The following is a 15,624-nucleotide window of genomic DNA, read 5'->3' on the forward strand; positions in this document are numbered from 1 at the left end:
ATTTGAGCAGTAAAAAAGTTGAAAAAAGCGTACATTTATAATATGATTAGCTTGAAATGTTCGTGTTAAACGAGTAATTACATGTCAGGAGGTTCTTTCCGTGGGGAAAAAGAGAGCACTGATTAGCGTATCTAACAAAACAGGCGTGGTGGAATTTGCAAGCCAGCTTGTCGAGCTAGGTTTTGAGGTCATTTCAACTGGAGGTACAGCGACTCTTTTAGCTGATGCAGGAGTTAAGGTAACAGGAATATCGGAGGTAACCCAATTTCCAGAAATGATGGATGGTCGGGTAAAAACTCTGCACCCAGCTATTCACAGTGGTTTGCTCGCGGTTCGCGATAATGAAGAGCACGCGGAGCAAATGGCGGCCCAAGGTTTTGAATATATTGATATCGTAGCGGTGAACCTTTATCCGTTTAAGGAAACAATTTCTCGTACAGATGTCAGCTATGAGGACGCGATTGAAAATATTGATATTGGCGGCCCAACGATGCTGCGCTCGGCTGCAAAGAACCATGCATACGTGACTGTAGTTGTGGATGCTAATGACTATGAGCTTGTGTTGAATGAAATCCGCGAACAACAAAACACCAGTTTAGAAACGCGCAAACGCCTAGCAGCTAAAGTATTTCGTCATACGGCTGCCTATGATTCTCTCATTTCACGCTATTTAAGCGAACAAACAGGCGAGGAATTGCCAGAGAGCTTCACGGTTACCTATGAAAAGGCTCAGGAGCTTCGCTATGGAGAAAACCCTCATCAGAAGGCAGCCTTTTATCGAGATGCTTTGTCCACTAGCGGCAATATCGCTGCATGCAAACAACTTCACGGTAAAGAACTTTCCTATAATAATATTAACGATGCTAATGCTGCATTGGCTATATTGGCTGAATTCAACGAGCCAGCAGTGGTTGCCGTAAAACATACCAATCCATGCGGGGTAGGTGTGGGAGTGACCATTCATCAGGCTTATCAAAAAGCGTATGATGCTGATCCCGTCTCTATTTTTGGTGGGATTGTAGCGGCGAATCGTCCGATTGATCGTGAAACAGCTTTACTACTAAAAGAGGTATTCTTAGAAATCATTATTGCCCCAGCGTTTGAACCAGAGGCATTGGCTGTTTTGCAGGAAAAGAAAAATGTGCGTTTACTTCAGATGGACGAGATAGCCTCTACTGAGCATAAAGGTGCATTGGGTTCAGCTTATCAAATTACTTCTGTGCATGGTGGAGCGCTTGTCCAGGAATGGGATCGCAAATCCCTTGACCCTACTGCTATAATGGTCGTAACTGAACGTTCACCAAGTGAAGAAGAGCTAACTCAACTAGAGTTTGCTTGGAAGGTGGTCAAACACGTTAAGTCTAATGCGATCGTTCTAGCTACATCAGATAAAACGATCGGAGTTGGTGCGGGGCAGATGAACAGAGTAGGTTCAGCCCAAATTGCGATCACACAAGCTGGAGAAGAAGCGAAGGGAGCAGTTCTTGCCTCAGATGCATTTTTCCCAATGTCTGATACAGTAGAAGCAGCCGCTCAAGCAGGAATTACAGCTATTATTCAGCCTGGTGGCTCTATTCGAGACCAAGAATCGATCGATGCGTGCAATCGTCATGGCATTGCTATGATTTTCACAGGTGTCCGTCATTTTAAACATTAAGGGGAGGACAAATAGAATGAAAGTTTTGGTAGTAGGCAGCGGGGGAAGGGAACACACCCTCGTGTGGAAACTGGCACAAAGCCCTAAAGTGGAGAAAATTTTCTGCGCTCCGGGTAATGGTGGAACCGCTGCTCTGGTGCAAAACGTTCCGATCCAAGTGACAGATTATGCGGCACTGGCACAGTTTGCCAAAGATGAGGAAATTGATATTACCATTGTAGGTCCTGAAGATCCGCTTTTAGGAGGAATTGTAGATTTCTTTACTCTACGTAATCTACCTATATATGGTCCAAGTGCAAAAGCCGCAAAGCTGGAAGGCAGTAAATCCTTTGCTAAATGTCTGATGAAAAAATATAATATTCCAACTGCGGAATATGAATCTTTCCTCGATTATGAATCTGCTATCGCTTATGTAAGAGAAAAAGGGGCGCCTATCGTTATTAAAGCGGACGGTCTGGCACAAGGAAAAGGTGTCATTCTAGCTTTTAGCCTAGAGGAAGCAGAAGAAGCAATCCGTCAGATCATGCAGGATAGTAAGTTTGGTCAAGCTGGAAGTCGCGTTGTTATTGAAGAGTTTATGCGCGGGGAAGAATTGACGTTGCTCTCCTTTATTGATGGAGAGACTGTTAAGCCAATGATTCCTTCTCAGGATCATAAGACGGTATTTGACGGGGATAAAGGGCCGAATACCGGCGGAATGGGGGCGTATGCTCCTGTACCTCAAGTAAAGAATAGCGATATACAGCATATAATAGATAAGATTGTTCAACCGATGGCGTCTGCTATGGTAAAGGAAGGTATCCCGTTTCGAGGTGTTTTGTACACGGGATTAATGCTTACCGAGGATGGTCCTAAGGTTGTAGAATTTAATGCCAGATTTGGTGATCCAGAAACACAGGTCACTCTGCCATTATTGGAAACGGATTTAGTGGATATTGTGATGGCCACAATAAATGGAACCTTGGCTGATTTAGATATCAAATGGAGTAAGCAGAGTGCGGTTACGGTTGTTATGGCTTCACCAGGATATCCGGGAGATTATCCTAAGGGAGCTGTTATAAGTGGTCTGGATGTATCTGTAACTGATTCGCCTCAAGAAGACAAACAGGAAATGGTATTCCATGCTGGTACGAAGCAAGAAGCTGGTCATTTTGTAACAAATGGTGGACGGGTGCTTGCAGTAACTGCTTTAGGCGACTCCTTGCAGCTAGCCAAAGAAAAGGCATATCAGGCTGTAGCCAACATATCCTTTACAGGTGCACATTATCGTAGAGACATTGCTGATAAAGCTTTTAAAAAGGTGTAGACAGTCAGAAAGAACAAGTAGTGTGGATTGAACAAACAAAAGGGATTGGGCCTCTGTGGCCTGATCCCTTTGTTTGATTTTACTTAGCATCATGATTAGACGCGTTTTTATTCCGGGGTTGATCAAGATGTTAGTCTTTTTCCTGAGTAGATGGTTGAAAAGGTGCTTGCTCCCCTTGTTTTTCGCTTTCAACAAAGCTTTCGAATGCCCTGAGAGCAAGCTCTTCAGCTTGCGTGTTTTCAGCATTATGGTTTGTTGCCTGCTCATTCTGAGAATTTGTTTGGGTATGATCAGTGGAGGTGCGCTTTGATACTCGGTTTTTCATCGACGACGTAGCTTCTCTAGTCTTGTTGTAAAGCGAAAGACCAGTCGGAATAATTTTATCCATCGCTTGACGTATTAAATCCTCTTTTCTGGTACTGATACCAAACATCAAGAGGATTGGACAAAAGCGCGTGATGCCCTCGGCTACCTTCGTAGCAGACCAAAGCAAAAGACCATAAGGTTTTCTACGATAGCGATGATTTGACATTTTGCTAATGGCGCACCCTAGCCCGATTAGCCCCAAGGTTATACGAATATAGGCGTCCAGCCTACCAACATTCTTTTTCATGCTCATCCAGCCTCCTTCCTTGTGTTAGTTTGTGTTGAGAAGCGATCGTCCACCCAAGGAAAAAATGGCAGAAAAGCAGGGATCCATGAGTGAGTCATATAAGTAGTAAATAACGATGCTAACACAAGAGGAGAGGGAATGAGTGAGGGCAAGAAAACTAACAGAAATGGCTTATAAACAAATGATTCGTACAGCAAAAGGACTTGAAGCTGCTAGTGTGTGGATTACGGGAGGTACCATATTAGATGTATATACGAAGTCTTGGCGCCAAGCAGACATCGTCTTGTCCGGGGAGCGAATTGCTTATGTGGGAGAAAAAGCACCATTAGTAAATCAGGATACAATTTGTATAAATGCAAAAGACAAGTATATCGTCCCGGGATACATCGAACCGCATGCCCATCCTTTTCAATGGTACAATCCGTTCACCTTAGCTGATTATGCATTGCAGACAGGGACTACGACGATGGTAAGTGATAGCTTGTTCTTTTTTCAATTGTTGCCCTATGATAAGCTGTCTTCGCTTTTAGATGAGATAAATAAGCATTCCGTGAAGCAATTTTTTTGGGCTAGGCTGGATTCACAAACGCTGCCTGATCCAGAAGGAGTATTCCAGCGAGAAAGAATAAAGGAGCTATTAGACCATCCTCTAGTGATTCAGGCTGGAGAATTAACGGATTGGAGAGGAATATTGGATGAGCGAGAAGAGCTGTTAGAAGGGATGCGCTATGCTCTGGATTTGGGTAAACGAATAGAGGGCCACCATCCGGGGGCTTCTTATCATACATTGACTTTAGCGGCCGCTCATGGTGTAGGAGCTTGTCATGAAAGTATGACGGCCGACGAGCTACTACATCGCTTGCAAGTAGGGATGTATGCTACACTCCGTCATTCCTCCATTCGGCCTGATCTGCCCAAATTGATTAAAGAATGGAAGCAATTAGGCTTACCTTGGTCACCCCGCATGATGCTTACCTCAGATGGAGCTACAGCGCCGATGCTTCGAAACGGAGTGATGGACTACACGATCCGAGTGGCAATTGAGGCCGGTATGCCTATGGAAGAAGCCTACGTGATGGCAACATTAAATCCTGCTACTTATTACAAAATGGATACGGAAATAGGTGGGATTGCTCCTGGACGCCTGGCTGATATATTGTTGCTTACAGAGAGAAGTAATCCAACGCCAGAAACGGTTATCGCAAATGGTCTTCTCATCGCTGGGGAGGGACAAGCGAAAGCAAAGATACCAAAAAGGCAACTAAGTGAGTTTATTTCTATTGGCTCCACCATGGAAGAAAAGGTGTCTGATCATTGGTTTCAGTTTCCAGAACAAGAGCAAGAACCAGCCCTTCACTTAGATGCTCTCCCTGTCATCTGTATGATAAATGCAGTTATTAGCAAATTAGATACAACAACTGTTATTCATAATTGGGAGGAGCTTATACAAATACCGGACGCGATGCTTGCAGTCTTAATTGATCCCAAGACGAAACAACTCACAAAGGCCATTTTACGAGGCTTTGCTGTTGAACTAGAAGCATTAGCGACCTCCTTCCATGCATCCACAGAATTTCTCGTATTAGGTCGTAATCCACAAGCCATGAAAGCGGCCCTTCAGGAGATCGTAGCATCAAAAGGAGGAGTGGCGATCATTGAAAAGGGAGAAGTGTTATTTCATATGCCCCTGCCTATAGGTGGGAAAATGACAGGTGAACCGATGGAGCTTGTCATGGAAAAAAGCGAGCTTTTTACCACTTTAATGAGAGCACGTGGCTATCGTTTTGATGATCCAATTTATTCCTTATTATTTTTTACAGCTACCCATTTACCCTTTGTTCGTTTTACGAAGTCTGGAATCTATGAAGTGAAGACAGGTACTATGATTTATCCAGCTAGTTCGATCTAAAGGTTTGGCTGATAGGTTATCAATAAAGCTTCTATTCCTTATTGAGATGTGTAAAATAGTACCAATGACGCGGTAAAATCGCTCTGATAAAAATTATTTTTTTCTTGTAAATTTTCTGAGTTATTTTACAATAAAAAATAATCATTAACGCAAAACGAATCTTCCTACCCTATAGTTGTCAAAATCCTGACGATCTGAGAATACACTGATTTAGTTGAAAGAAGAAAAATAAGGGGGATTTGATTCCATGAACAAGAAAGCTAGCATGGGACTCTTGACCGCCATATTGATTACTGGATTAGCTTTATCAGGCTGTGCAGGGGCAGGCCAAGGCACCGGAAAAGAAGTAATAAAAATAGCTACACAAAGCCCGCTATCTGGTGCATACGCAAACATTGGGGACGCGATTAAACAGGGAGCAGGGTACGCGTTGCAGGAGGAGAAGGAAGAATTTGCGAAAATGGGATTCGATCTACAGCTCTTTCCTCAGGATGATCAGGCTGATCCCAAACAGGGTGTTACCAATGCCCAGCTGCTGGTTGCAAACAAGGACGTATTGGGAGTGATCGGCCATTACAATACTGGTGTTGCTGTTCCGTCCTCTTCTAAGTATGAAGCTGGCAAACTGGTCATGGTCTCTCCCGCTAACACAGGCACCAATCTTACTGAAGAAGGGAAGAAGACAGTCCATCGCATTTGCGCACGTAATGATGCACAAGGCCCCGCAGCAGCTAGATACGCCAAAAATACGCTTGGCGTAAAAACCGTATTCATTATTACTGATAAAACGGCGTATGGAACAGGATTAACTGACCAAGTAAAAGCTCAATTTGAAAATGATGGAATGGAAATACTGGGTTTCGAAGGCATTACTGTAGGGGAAAAGGATTATAGTGCTGTGGTTAATCAAGTAGTTACAAGAAAACCAGACCTGGTTTTCTTTGGAGGGATTTACACGGAAGGAGGTCTGTTATTTAAGCAGGCCCGTGATAAAGGGTACCAGGGCATATTTATGGGCGGGGATGGAATTGATTCCTCAGAATTAGTGACGATTGCTGGCAGTGCCGCTGAAGGAGTGATCTATACATCGGCAGCGGGGGACGTTACCCAAACTGCTGAAGGAAAAAAGTGGGCTGAAGCTTATGAGAAGGCAACTAATAAAAAGCTAGAAGCCTATTCCGTTTACGGATATGATGCGATGAAGGTATTACTGCACGGCCTACAAAACGCTATTAAGGCAAATGGAAATAAGAAGCCTAGCAGAGAGCAAGTATTAGACGCCGTTCATAAAACGAAAGACTTTCAAGGTCAATTTACCAAAGTCACCTTTACAGAAAAAGGAGACAATGAATTCGCTCAGATATTTGTTTATAAATTTGAAAACGGCAAAGCCACATATGTAGGCAAAATTGAGTAGGAATTACAAAGGACGCTTTCTACTGTTGTAGTAAGGGGACGACACATAGAAGCGCCCTTCTTTTGTGAATGATTGAGGAAAAGCCCTATTTATTTTTAGGGAAAATGATCTGCATTTACAGTAAAAATAAAAATATAAAGAAATGAGGAATGTACATGTGGCAGATCCTACCTCAAGTTTTGGTCGATGGACTTACCCTCGGCTTCATGTATGCAGTTGTAGCCCTAGGTTACACAATGGTTTATGGAATATTGGAATTTATTAACTTTTCCCACGGAGAAATTTTTATGGTGGGAGCCTTTGTCGGAACAGAAGTGCTGCTGATTATGGATGCTAACGGTGTATTGCAAGGAATGAATCCATTTTTAGCTCTTGTTCTTGCTCTCGTTATCAGTATGATCGTAACCGGTTTATTGGGTGTGGGGATTGAACGGGTTGCTTATCGACCTCTACGTAATGCCCCGCGGCTGGTTCCGTTGATATCTGCTATTGGTGTGTCCTTCTTCTTGCAGGATGTCGTTCGTTTTGCAGAAGCGCTTCATCGGGATACCTTTTATTTAACAGGACCGATTTTATTCCCTGGAAAAATCGATATCGGAATTGCTCAAGTTCCCTCCAAAGCTGTAATTGTTGTTATCGTAGCAATCGTAATGATGAGTACATTAACCTTTTTTATTAATAAGACAAAATGGGGTATCGCGATGCGTGCCGTTTCACAGGATCAATCCACAGCATCACTTATGACCATAAATGTGGACAAAGTCATTATGCTAACCTTCCTTATTGGCTCAAGCTTAGGTGGAGCAACAGGTGTGTTGTTTGCACAAAACTATGGAACGATTGATCCTTTCATTGGTTTCATTTTGGGCATGAAAGCTTTTACTGCTGCTATATTAGGCGGGATTGGCAACCTCAGAGGGGCGATGCTGGGCGGAGTGCTTCTTGGTTTGGTTGAGTCGTTGGCTGGTGCATATATGGGGCCGTTAACAGGGGGAGCCTTCGGTGGAGAGTATAAGGATGTCTTCGGTTTTGCCATTCTCATTCTAGTGCTTCTGTTCAAACCAGAGGGTCTGCTTGGAGAAGCCGTAAAAGAGAAAGTGTAGGTGAAAGAAATGGGAACTCTTAAAAATGTGCTAGCAAAGGAAAAACCAATCCCGCTTCCTCTTACGCTGGTGTGGATTGTAGTATGCTCTGTAGCCCTTTATTTATTACAGCAATCGGTAACAAGCTTTGTGGGGCTCATTTTTTCCGTATTGTTCATTTACTACACGAATACGAATAAATGGACACAAGTGTTTTTAGGGGTATTCGTGCTGTTTGGTCTTATTCCATTACTTGCTTATGATAACAGCTATTATATGGAAGTGGCGACCAATATCGGTATTTATGTAGCGATGGCGCTTGGCTTAAATATTGTGGTTGGATTTGCAGGATTATTGGATTTAGGCTATATTGCTTTTTTTGCCGCTGGAGCATATGCATATGGCATATTTGCTACCGCACAGGCTAATCATTTTATTCCGGGAGATTTGTTCCCGTTAAGTGGAGAGTGGTTTTGGGCATTTTTAGTGGTTGGTTTGCTGGTTGCGGCCATTTTTGGAATTCTGCTAGGACTCCCCGTTCTCCGTGTAAAAGGAGATTATCTAGCCATTGTTACCTTAGGATTCGGCGAAATTATCAGAATAATCTTTAATAATTTGGATAAGCCAATCAATATAACAAATGGACCTCAGGGGATAACTTCTATTAATGCCCCGCAGATATGGGGTGAACCCTTTTCTGATGCTTTTCATTTCTATTTTATTGTGCTCGTGGTGATTTTATTGATTGTATTTGCCAACATTCGCTTGGAGCATTCCAAACTAGGGCGGGCATGGATTGCGATTCGTGAAGATGAGCTGGCAGCGCAGTCTATGGGCATTTCTCTGTTAAAAACGAAATTAGCGGCATTTGCTACAGGAGCATCCTTTGCAGGGGTAGTGGGAGTTATCTTTGCGGCAAAGCAAACCTTTATTGATCCTACCTCCTTTACATTGATGGAGTCATTTAGCATCTTGGTAATGGTTATTTTAGGTGGGAGTGGCAGCATTCCTGGCGTTATTTTAGGTGCAACGTTTGTGACACTGCTACAGGTTCAAATTTTAAAAGAGCTATCTAATTATTTACATGAGCTATCTCAGGCAGGAATCCTGTATCTACCCAGTCAGCTAGACCCGTCTAAGCTACAGCGGATGGTGTTTGGAATTCTGCTGGTAGTAGCGGCTCTCTATCGTCCAAACGGCTTAATTCCAGCAAAAAGAAGGAAAGAAAATATGGAGTCCATTAAAAATCACGCTCAGGTTGAACAACGGCAGGGCATTCTTGCTAAGCTGACTGGACGAAACAAAGTAGGTTAGAGGAGGGAGTAGCATGGCATTGTTAGAAGCGAGACATTTAACTAAGAAATTCGGTGGTCTGGTAGCTAATGAAGACGTGTCGATTGATATTGAAAAAGGAAGCATCACGGCAGTCATCGGTCCAAATGGGGCAGGTAAAACCACTTTTTTTAATATGGTGACAGGCTTTTACGAGCCAGACGAGGGGGATGTTGTCCTAAATGGAAAGAGTATTAAAGGACTTCAACCTGATCAAATAGCAAACCGAGGCATTACACGGACATTCCAAAATGTCAGACTGTTCAAACAAATGACGGCGTTAGAGAACGTAATGATTGGGCAGCATGGACGCCTGCAAGCTGGTCTTCTGGGAATTTTGTTTCATTCAAAACGAGTACGGGAAGAAGAGGAACGAGCACGAATTGAAGCTTATCAAATTCTTGAATATGTAGGGATTGAACAGATTGCTAATGAAACCGCGGGAAGCCTGCCGTATGGATTGCAGCGCCGGCTAGAGATCGCTAGGGCCTTAGCTACGAACCCTCAAATCATTTTGTTAGATGAGCCAGCGGCAGGAATGAATCCAAGAGAGACGGTGGAAATGACAGACTTCATACGTCAGCTCAAACGCGAATTGGAATTAACCATTATTTTAATCGAGCATGATATGAAGCTGGTTATGGGGCTGTCCGAGTATATTCATGTTCTGGATTACGGCAGGAAGATTGCGGAGGGTACTCCAGACGACATAAGAACCAATCCAAAAGTAATTGAGGCGTACCTGGGCAAGAGCGCAACAGAAGCTTCGTAGGAGGGAAGAGCGATGGCATTATTGGAATTGAAGGAGGTTCATACCTATTACGGTGGCATCCATGCGTTAAAAGGTCTAAGTATTACGGTAGAGCAGGGAGAAGTTGTAACTCTTATAGGTTCTAATGGAGCTGGAAAGTCAACTACCTTAAAAGCCATATGTGGTCAAGTACGAACCAAAGAAGGCCAAGTGTTATTTAACGGGCAAGCTATTACTGGTAAAAAACCGCATGAAATTTCAGCATTAGGAATTGCTCATGTTCCGGAGGGAAGGCGGATATTTCCAAAATTAACAGTGAAGGAAAATTTGGAGATGGGGGCCTTTTCTATCAAGGATAAAAAAGTGATGGAAGAGGGTATCGAACGAGCCTTTCATTATTTTCCACGCTTAAAAGAACGAGTATCTCAAAAAGGTGGCACGATGTCAGGTGGTGAACAGCAAATGCTGGCTATCGCTCGTGGATTAATGATGAAGCCAAAAATTCTGATGTTAGATGAGCCATCTATGGGATTAGCTCCCATTTTAGTTGAGCAAATCTTCGAGATCATCACGGAATTAAATCAAGAGGGTATGACCATCCTGTTGGTCGAGCAGAATGCAAATCAGGCACTTGCCATTGCACACCGAGGCTATGTCATCCAGACGGGTGAGATCATTTTGAAGGATGATGCAAAAAATCTGCTATCAGATCCTCAGGTGAGAGAGGCGTATTTGGCATAGAATAGCAACAAAAACCTTGAAATCTACTCCAGAATTCAAGGTTTTTGTTGTGTATAGGGCTTGCCCTTTCATTAATGAATCATATCTGTTTTCCAGACGTTAATTTGATTGGAAAGGTTATCCCAAATGGTTGGGTCCTCTAGTCCCAAGCGCCAAAGGGCTATCCCAGCCAGATCATATTTCTCAATTAAATCTAGCTTGGAGCGGGTGCTAAAAGAGTTTTCAAACCAAACGATGTGCATATTCCCCGCCTCATCCATGTATTGCATGTGAGGAGAGAGGCGTTCCTGATCCCAATTAAGAGTGGCTCCGTGGGTTTTGCTTTGATCCATAAGACTTTTATAGGATTGATACTCCGCTTTTTCGCCGTTGCTGTTCCAATTCCAACCATACCCAGCAACCCCAAGTAAGATTTTTTGAGCAGGAACCCCCTGTGAGAGTGCATAGCGCACCGTATCTTCAGCCCATTGAATGGAGGCAACAGGTCCTGGTTTGGTTCGCGGATTATGCTCGTCATAGGCCATGATCACCAAGCGATCAGCGTAGCGACCTAGTAGCTTATAATCAAACCAAGGAGACCATACATTGGAACGCTCATCGCCTGTATTTGCAGGAACACAGACTGTCACGGTCTTACCATAACGGTGCATCAATTCCGTTACATTTTTTACTAACTGAGTGAATGCAAACTTGTCTTCTAGATATAGATTCTCAATGTCCAAATTAATGCCGTCATAGCCCATGGAAAGCACTTCACGTTCTAAATTACGCAAAAAATAACGCTGATTCTTAGGATTGCGTAAGATATCTCGCGCAACATCCTTTCCTTTTTGGATAGAACCATAGAACAGATTATGAACTAACAGATAGACTTGAACCTGATTGGCATGTGCCCGATCTATGATCTTTTGCTGCTCTTCTTTTGGAAGGGTTGTTTGTAAATATCCAGGATTTTTATCATCTAGCTTATGCCAAAAGGGTACGATTGTACTAAGCTGTTCATGCTGAGCAGATAAGGTTGGAAGAGATCCAGGATAAGGCTCCTCTGCTTCTGTATAAAAGCCAAGCACCTCTCTGGGGCGGGTGCTAGAAATTACATTTTGTATAGTAGGAGTCTCGTGAACGGATGCAAAATGAGGAGAAGTATTTCGAGCAGAGGTAGCAGATTTATTTTGGGACGGTGAACCGGATTGACAAGAAGCTACCAGCAAAGAGCTAATCACCAACAACAAGGTGAAGAAGCGTGAGAAGAGACGTGGCATTTCTTCTCTCCTTTCTTAATCATAAAGGTAGTTTTATCCTGATTGTTAGTTTTAACATGTGGCAATTGATAAAAAGTTATACATGTTACTTGTGAGAATAGACTCAAACTGGAAGAGATTAAAAAACGGTAATCGGGAAATTTCCTCCCAATTACCGTTTTGTTATCCTAAATGAGATTGCTTTTGCGGTAAGGTCGCAATAAACATAACCCCCTGCTGCTCAGAAATATTTTTAGCCGTAATCGATCCTCCATGCGCTTCTAGAACAGCACGTACAATAGCCAGACCTAAGCCGTGCTTACCTGTTTTCCCTTTCCGGAAACGTTGGAATAAATAGGGCATGACGCTTTCCTCAATAGGTGGACCGTCATTAGAAATAGCGATTTCGATTTGTTCTTTTACCACTTTGGCTGTGATGGTGATTGTGGTTTTGGCGTATCGTAGCTGATTTTCCACAATATTAGTAAAAGCACTGTAAAGCTGTTCACCGTCGCCCTTCATTGGCAGGGTTTCCGGTATCTCGATCTGCCATGCTAAATGTGGGTGCAGAAGATGATAGCGTTGATGTAATAGACCTATCATTTCTGTTAAGTCTAATGAAGTAAAGGTCATCATTTTATCAACTGATTCTACTTTGGTTAAATACAATAGTTGTTCAACCACATTCTCCAAACGGTTGCTTTCCTCCATAATAATGGATAAGCCTTTTTGGGCCTCAGCACCTTGAAAAACGCCGTCTATCAAGCCTTGTGCATAGCCTTGAATCGCCATAATTGGTGTTTTTAATTCATGAGAAATATTTTGCACAAAGTGTTGCTGAGATTCGTCATGATCCTTCAATTGCTTTTTCATCATGTCAAAGGAGCGAGCCAATTGACCGATCTCATCCTTGCGATCAACCATTAGAGGAATGTCAAATTGACGACGCGCAATCTTTTGGCAGGATTCCTCTAAACGGCGTAAGGGGGTACTCAAATACCCGCTAAACCAACCAGCTAATAACAAGCTGACAAAGATAAAAAAGGCAAAAATAATGAAGAATCTTTTGGTAAGCATGTTATTGATTTGAATGATTTCCTTTTCCTTTGTAAAAATCACGAGGTAATAAGGGAATCCAAAATAGTCCATTTTCTGGCTTACCATCAAGAAATTTTCATTATCCCACTCGGTGCTTCCTTTATAAGGGGTTGAGCCTTTGTGAGCAGAAGCTTCTTTAAAAAGTCCAGCTGCAACCTTCAGTGGAACGCCCTCCTTGGGCAGATGCTGGAACCCGATCAGTTGACCATCTTTACTAAACACCATCATCTGAAAAGAAAAGTTATAGTTTTGTAACAATAACATCAGCATTCGTGGAGAAGTGAAAGATGGTAGTGGTACAAGCTCGTGCTGTTGCGTAAAGGAGATTTGATCTGACACCTTCTCAAATTCATCCTCAAGCAATGAATACGTATTATCCAGTAGAATCTGCTTTAAGGTATAAGGATATAGAATGGCTACACTTGCCCCAAGCACGATTGTCATAGATAAAAACAGTAAAAAAATCTGTTTGGCTAACGGCATGTTCTGCAACGAAAATTTTTCTCTCATTTCGTCATCCGGTAACCAAAGCCATATACCGTCTCCAATGGAAAATCAGGCATCTTTTTACGAATCCGTTTTACCAGATCATCCACGGCACGATCTGATCCGATGTAGTCATCGCCCCAAACAGCCGTAAGGATTTGCTCGCGCTGCAAAGCTTGGCCCTGATTTTTTATAAAGTAAAGCACCAAATCAAACTCTTTTGTCGTTAAATCAATCATTTGCTCGTTTTCCTTAACCAATCTGCCTTTTTCTGAAATGAAATATGAAGAGACATTTATCCAGTCCTCATACACTACCGGAGATTGGGCAGGTGTTGTTACAGATAGTCCAGTCTTTTCATAGGTGCGATGCAACAAACGTTGTGTGCGAATGACTAGCTCACGAGGCAAAAAGGGCTTTGCCAAATAGTCATCGCTACCTAGCTCTAGCCCGATAATTTTATCAATATCCTGATCCCGAGCAGAAATGAACATGATCGGAACGTCTTCCCATTTATTTCGGATTAGTCTAAGAAGCTCGTATCCATCTATATCAGGCAACATAATATCAAGAATCCATAAGTGTGGTTTCGTATCGTCAAGGACAGCTAGAACCTCTTCACCGCTTTGAAAGGTTTTTACTTCAAAACCCGCCCGCACAAGATAGGAGCGCAATAGCTCTAGCAAATTCGTTTCATCATCAACCAGATAAACCAGATAAGGTGTGGTCTGAGTCATGGTCACCCTTCCTTTCTACCTATCATAGTACCATAGCTTGCATAAAAACATGTGGGAACCAAATAGAAGGAATGTGGGAAAGTTGTGGCAGGAATTATGCGGAACTTGCTCGAAAAATAGTAGGGACAAAAAAGGAGTGAGGCATATATGACACATTTCTGGAAGTATGCGGTTGTCGTTGTTACAGCATCAGCTTTATTGGCATCATGTAATCCGTTTGCAAATAAAGAACAACCACCGCAACCAAATCCGGTAACGCCACCAGTTTCTGAACCTTTACAAGAAAAGACATTTCCTTATACAGCTCCGCTAACAGGGGTGGGGGTGGATGAGCGAATTGATCATCGTCCCGTAATGGTTATGGTTAATAATCATCCAAAAGCTAGACCGCAATCTGGACTGGATAAAGCTGATATCGTGTACGAAGTGCTGTCGGAAGGTGAAGTGACACGCTTTTTAGCCATTTTTCACAGTCAAACTCCTAAAACGATTGGACCAGTAAGAAGTATTCGTCCGTACTTTATTAAATTGGGCAGAGGCTTAGATTCTATTCTGGTGCATGTAGGTGGAAGCCCGGATGCTCTCACCATACTTAAAGGCGCAGATGACGATATTAATGAGATCAGTAACAGTACGTATTTCTGGAGGGAAAAGTTCCGTTCCGCTCCTCATAATGTATATACCGATCTAAGCCATATCGAAAAAGCGATGCAGGCGAAAAATATGCGTTTGACCTCTGATCTACCGTTTTTCCCCTTCCTGCCTAAAGACACCAAAATAGAGCAAGGACAGCCTGCGGCAGAAATTAAGGTCAAACCGCATCCACAATACTCGCTTAGTTACAAATATGATGCGGATAAGGGGAAATATTTACGCTTTACACAAGGTGAGGTTCATAAGGATCTAACATCAGACAAACAACTTGAAATAACGAATGTACTGGTGATTTCCACTAAGCATAAGGTTCTAGATAATGAAGGCCGGCGTGAGGTCGATGTAAATGGCCCTGGGGAAGGTTATCTGTTCCAGCAAGGAAAAGCAAAACCAATCAAATGGGCAAGAAAGGATGGCGTTATTCGGGCATTTGAGGACGCTACTCTAACGCAGGAAATTCCTTTGCTCCCGGGTAATACATGGGTAAACATCGTGCCGAATACACCAAGCCTAGACCAGCATCTTAGCTTTCAATAACCAAACTTTAGGAAACAGGTAAAATTGATAAACATCGTCTTGCACAGAGATGTCTTTTGCTCT

At 42.8% G+C, this 15,624-nt stretch carries 13 protein-coding genes; 9 read left to right on the plus strand and 4 right to left on the minus strand.

Going from position 1 to position 15,624, the window contains the following annotated elements; genetic code table 11:
- Window positions 1-100 precede the first annotated feature (100 nt).
- Window positions 101-1,657, plus strand: a complete 1,557-nt coding sequence (gene purH, locus O0550_RS11865) for a bifunctional phosphoribosylaminoimidazolecarboxamide formyltransferase/IMP cyclohydrolase (protein WP_003335687.1) — start codon at window positions 101-103, stop codon at window positions 1,655-1,657.
- A 16-nt stretch (window positions 1,658-1,673) separates the two neighbouring features.
- Window positions 1,674-2,963, plus strand: coding sequence for a phosphoribosylamine--glycine ligase (purD, locus tag O0550_RS11870; protein ID WP_258426397.1), 1,290 nt, complete (start codon window positions 1,674-1,676; stop codon window positions 2,961-2,963).
- A 130-nt stretch (window positions 2,964-3,093) separates the two neighbouring features.
- Here purD and O0550_RS11875 read toward each other — a convergent pair whose 3' ends face one another.
- Window positions 3,094-3,576, minus strand: a complete 483-nt coding sequence (locus O0550_RS11875; RefSeq protein ID WP_258426398.1) for a YgaP family membrane protein — start codon at window positions 3,574-3,576, stop codon at window positions 3,094-3,096.
- Between the two features lie 142 nt (window positions 3,577-3,718).
- Here O0550_RS11875 and O0550_RS11880 point away from each other — a divergent pair, with 142 nt between their 5' ends.
- The 6 genes from O0550_RS11880 to O0550_RS11905 all read left to right on the plus strand — a co-directional run bounded on the left by O0550_RS11880 (window position 3,719) and on the right by O0550_RS11905 (window position 10,808).
- On the plus strand, window positions 3,719-5,485 hold the full coding sequence (locus O0550_RS11880; protein WP_258426399.1) for an adenine deaminase C-terminal domain-containing protein: 1,767 nt from the start codon (window positions 3,719-3,721) through the stop codon (window positions 5,483-5,485).
- 247 nt (window positions 5,486-5,732) lie between these two features.
- Window positions 5,733-6,902 (plus strand): branched-chain amino acid ABC transporter substrate-binding protein, encoded by a 1,170-nt coding sequence (locus O0550_RS11885; protein WP_258426400.1) that lies wholly within the window; start codon window positions 5,733-5,735, stop codon window positions 6,900-6,902.
- 155 nt (window positions 6,903-7,057) lie between these two features.
- Entirely contained in the window at window positions 7,058-8,005 is a 948-nt protein-coding gene (locus O0550_RS11890; protein ID WP_258426401.1) for a branched-chain amino acid ABC transporter permease, read from the plus strand.
- Between the two features lie 9 nt (window positions 8,006-8,014).
- A complete protein-coding gene (locus O0550_RS11895; protein WP_258426475.1) occupies window positions 8,015-9,298 on the plus strand; it encodes a branched-chain amino acid ABC transporter permease in 1,284 nt (427 codons plus the stop codon).
- A 13-nt stretch (window positions 9,299-9,311) separates the two neighbouring features.
- Window positions 9,312-10,088 carry an ABC transporter ATP-binding protein gene (locus O0550_RS11900; protein WP_003335680.1) on the plus strand — a complete coding sequence of 259 codons (777 nt, stop codon included), beginning with the start codon at window positions 9,312-9,314 and terminating at the stop codon, window positions 10,086-10,088.
- Window positions 10,089-10,100: 12 nt separating this feature from the next.
- Entirely contained in the window at window positions 10,101-10,808 is a 708-nt protein-coding gene (locus tag O0550_RS11905; protein WP_003335679.1) for an ABC transporter ATP-binding protein, read from the plus strand.
- Between the two features lie 71 nt (window positions 10,809-10,879).
- On the opposite strand, the gene O0550_RS11910 is transcribed toward O0550_RS11905, so the two are convergent.
- The 3 genes from O0550_RS11910 to O0550_RS11920 form a co-directional block, all read right to left on the minus strand.
- Complete coding sequence (locus O0550_RS11910) at window positions 10,880-12,070, minus strand: glycosyl hydrolase family 18 protein (RefSeq protein ID WP_258426402.1); 1,191 nt, start codon at window positions 12,068-12,070, stop codon at window positions 10,880-10,882.
- Between the two features lie 162 nt (window positions 12,071-12,232).
- The gene (locus tag O0550_RS11915; RefSeq protein ID WP_004432793.1) at window positions 12,233-13,657 is read right to left on the minus strand and encodes a HAMP domain-containing sensor histidine kinase; all 1,425 of its coding nucleotides are present in this window, start codon (window positions 13,655-13,657) and stop codon (window positions 12,233-12,235) included.
- Complete coding sequence (locus O0550_RS11920) at window positions 13,654-14,370, minus strand: response regulator transcription factor (protein WP_003335676.1); 717 nt, start codon at window positions 14,368-14,370, stop codon at window positions 13,654-13,656. Before O0550_RS11920 ends, O0550_RS11915 begins: the two co-directional genes overlap by 4 nt.
- Window positions 14,371-14,517: 147 nt before the next feature.
- Between O0550_RS11920 and O0550_RS11925 the strand changes: the two genes are divergently transcribed.
- Window positions 14,518-15,561 (plus strand): DUF3048 domain-containing protein, encoded by a 1,044-nt coding sequence (locus O0550_RS11925; protein WP_004432787.1) that lies wholly within the window; start codon window positions 14,518-14,520, stop codon window positions 15,559-15,561.
- Window positions 15,562-15,624 lie beyond the last annotated feature (63 nt).

It is taken from the genome of Brevibacillus halotolerans (genome assembly GCF_026891775.1).
GTDB classification, from domain to species: Bacteria; Bacillota; Bacilli; order Brevibacillales; family Brevibacillaceae; genus Brevibacillus_B; species Brevibacillus_B halotolerans.

What these genes read in the sequence shown, in the direction of transcription:
- purD (WP_258426397.1), top strand. Translation starts at nt 1,674, where the DNA reads ATGAAAGTTTTGGTAGTAGGCAGCGGGGGAAGGGAACACACCCTCGTG.
- O0550_RS11875 (WP_258426398.1), bottom strand. Translation starts at nt 3,576, where the DNA reads ATGAAAAAGAATGTTGGTAGGCTGGACGCCTATATTCGTATAACCTTG.
- O0550_RS11885 (WP_258426400.1), top strand. Translation starts at nt 5,733, where the DNA reads ATGAACAAGAAAGCTAGCATGGGACTCTTGACCGCCATATTGATTACT.
- O0550_RS11890 (WP_258426401.1), top strand. Translation starts at nt 7,058, where the DNA reads ATGTGGCAGATCCTACCTCAAGTTTTGGTCGATGGACTTACCCTCGGC.
- O0550_RS11895 (WP_258426475.1), top strand. Translation starts at nt 8,015, where the DNA reads ATGGGAACTCTTAAAAATGTGCTAGCAAAGGAAAAACCAATCCCGCTT.
- O0550_RS11900 (WP_003335680.1), top strand. Translation starts at nt 9,312, where the DNA reads ATGGCATTGTTAGAAGCGAGACATTTAACTAAGAAATTCGGTGGTCTG.
- O0550_RS11905 (WP_003335679.1), top strand. Translation starts at nt 10,101, where the DNA reads ATGGCATTATTGGAATTGAAGGAGGTTCATACCTATTACGGTGGCATC.
- O0550_RS11910 (WP_258426402.1), bottom strand. Translation starts at nt 12,070, where the DNA reads ATGCCACGTCTCTTCTCACGCTTCTTCACCTTGTTGTTGGTGATTAGC.
- O0550_RS11915 (WP_004432793.1), bottom strand. Translation starts at nt 13,657, where the DNA reads ATGAGAGAAAAATTTTCGTTGCAGAACATGCCGTTAGCCAAACAGATT.
- O0550_RS11920 (WP_003335676.1), bottom strand. Translation starts at nt 14,370, where the DNA reads ATGACTCAGACCACACCTTATCTGGTTTATCTGGTTGATGATGAAACG.
- O0550_RS11925 (WP_004432787.1), top strand. Translation starts at nt 14,518, where the DNA reads ATGACACATTTCTGGAAGTATGCGGTTGTCGTTGTTACAGCATCAGCT.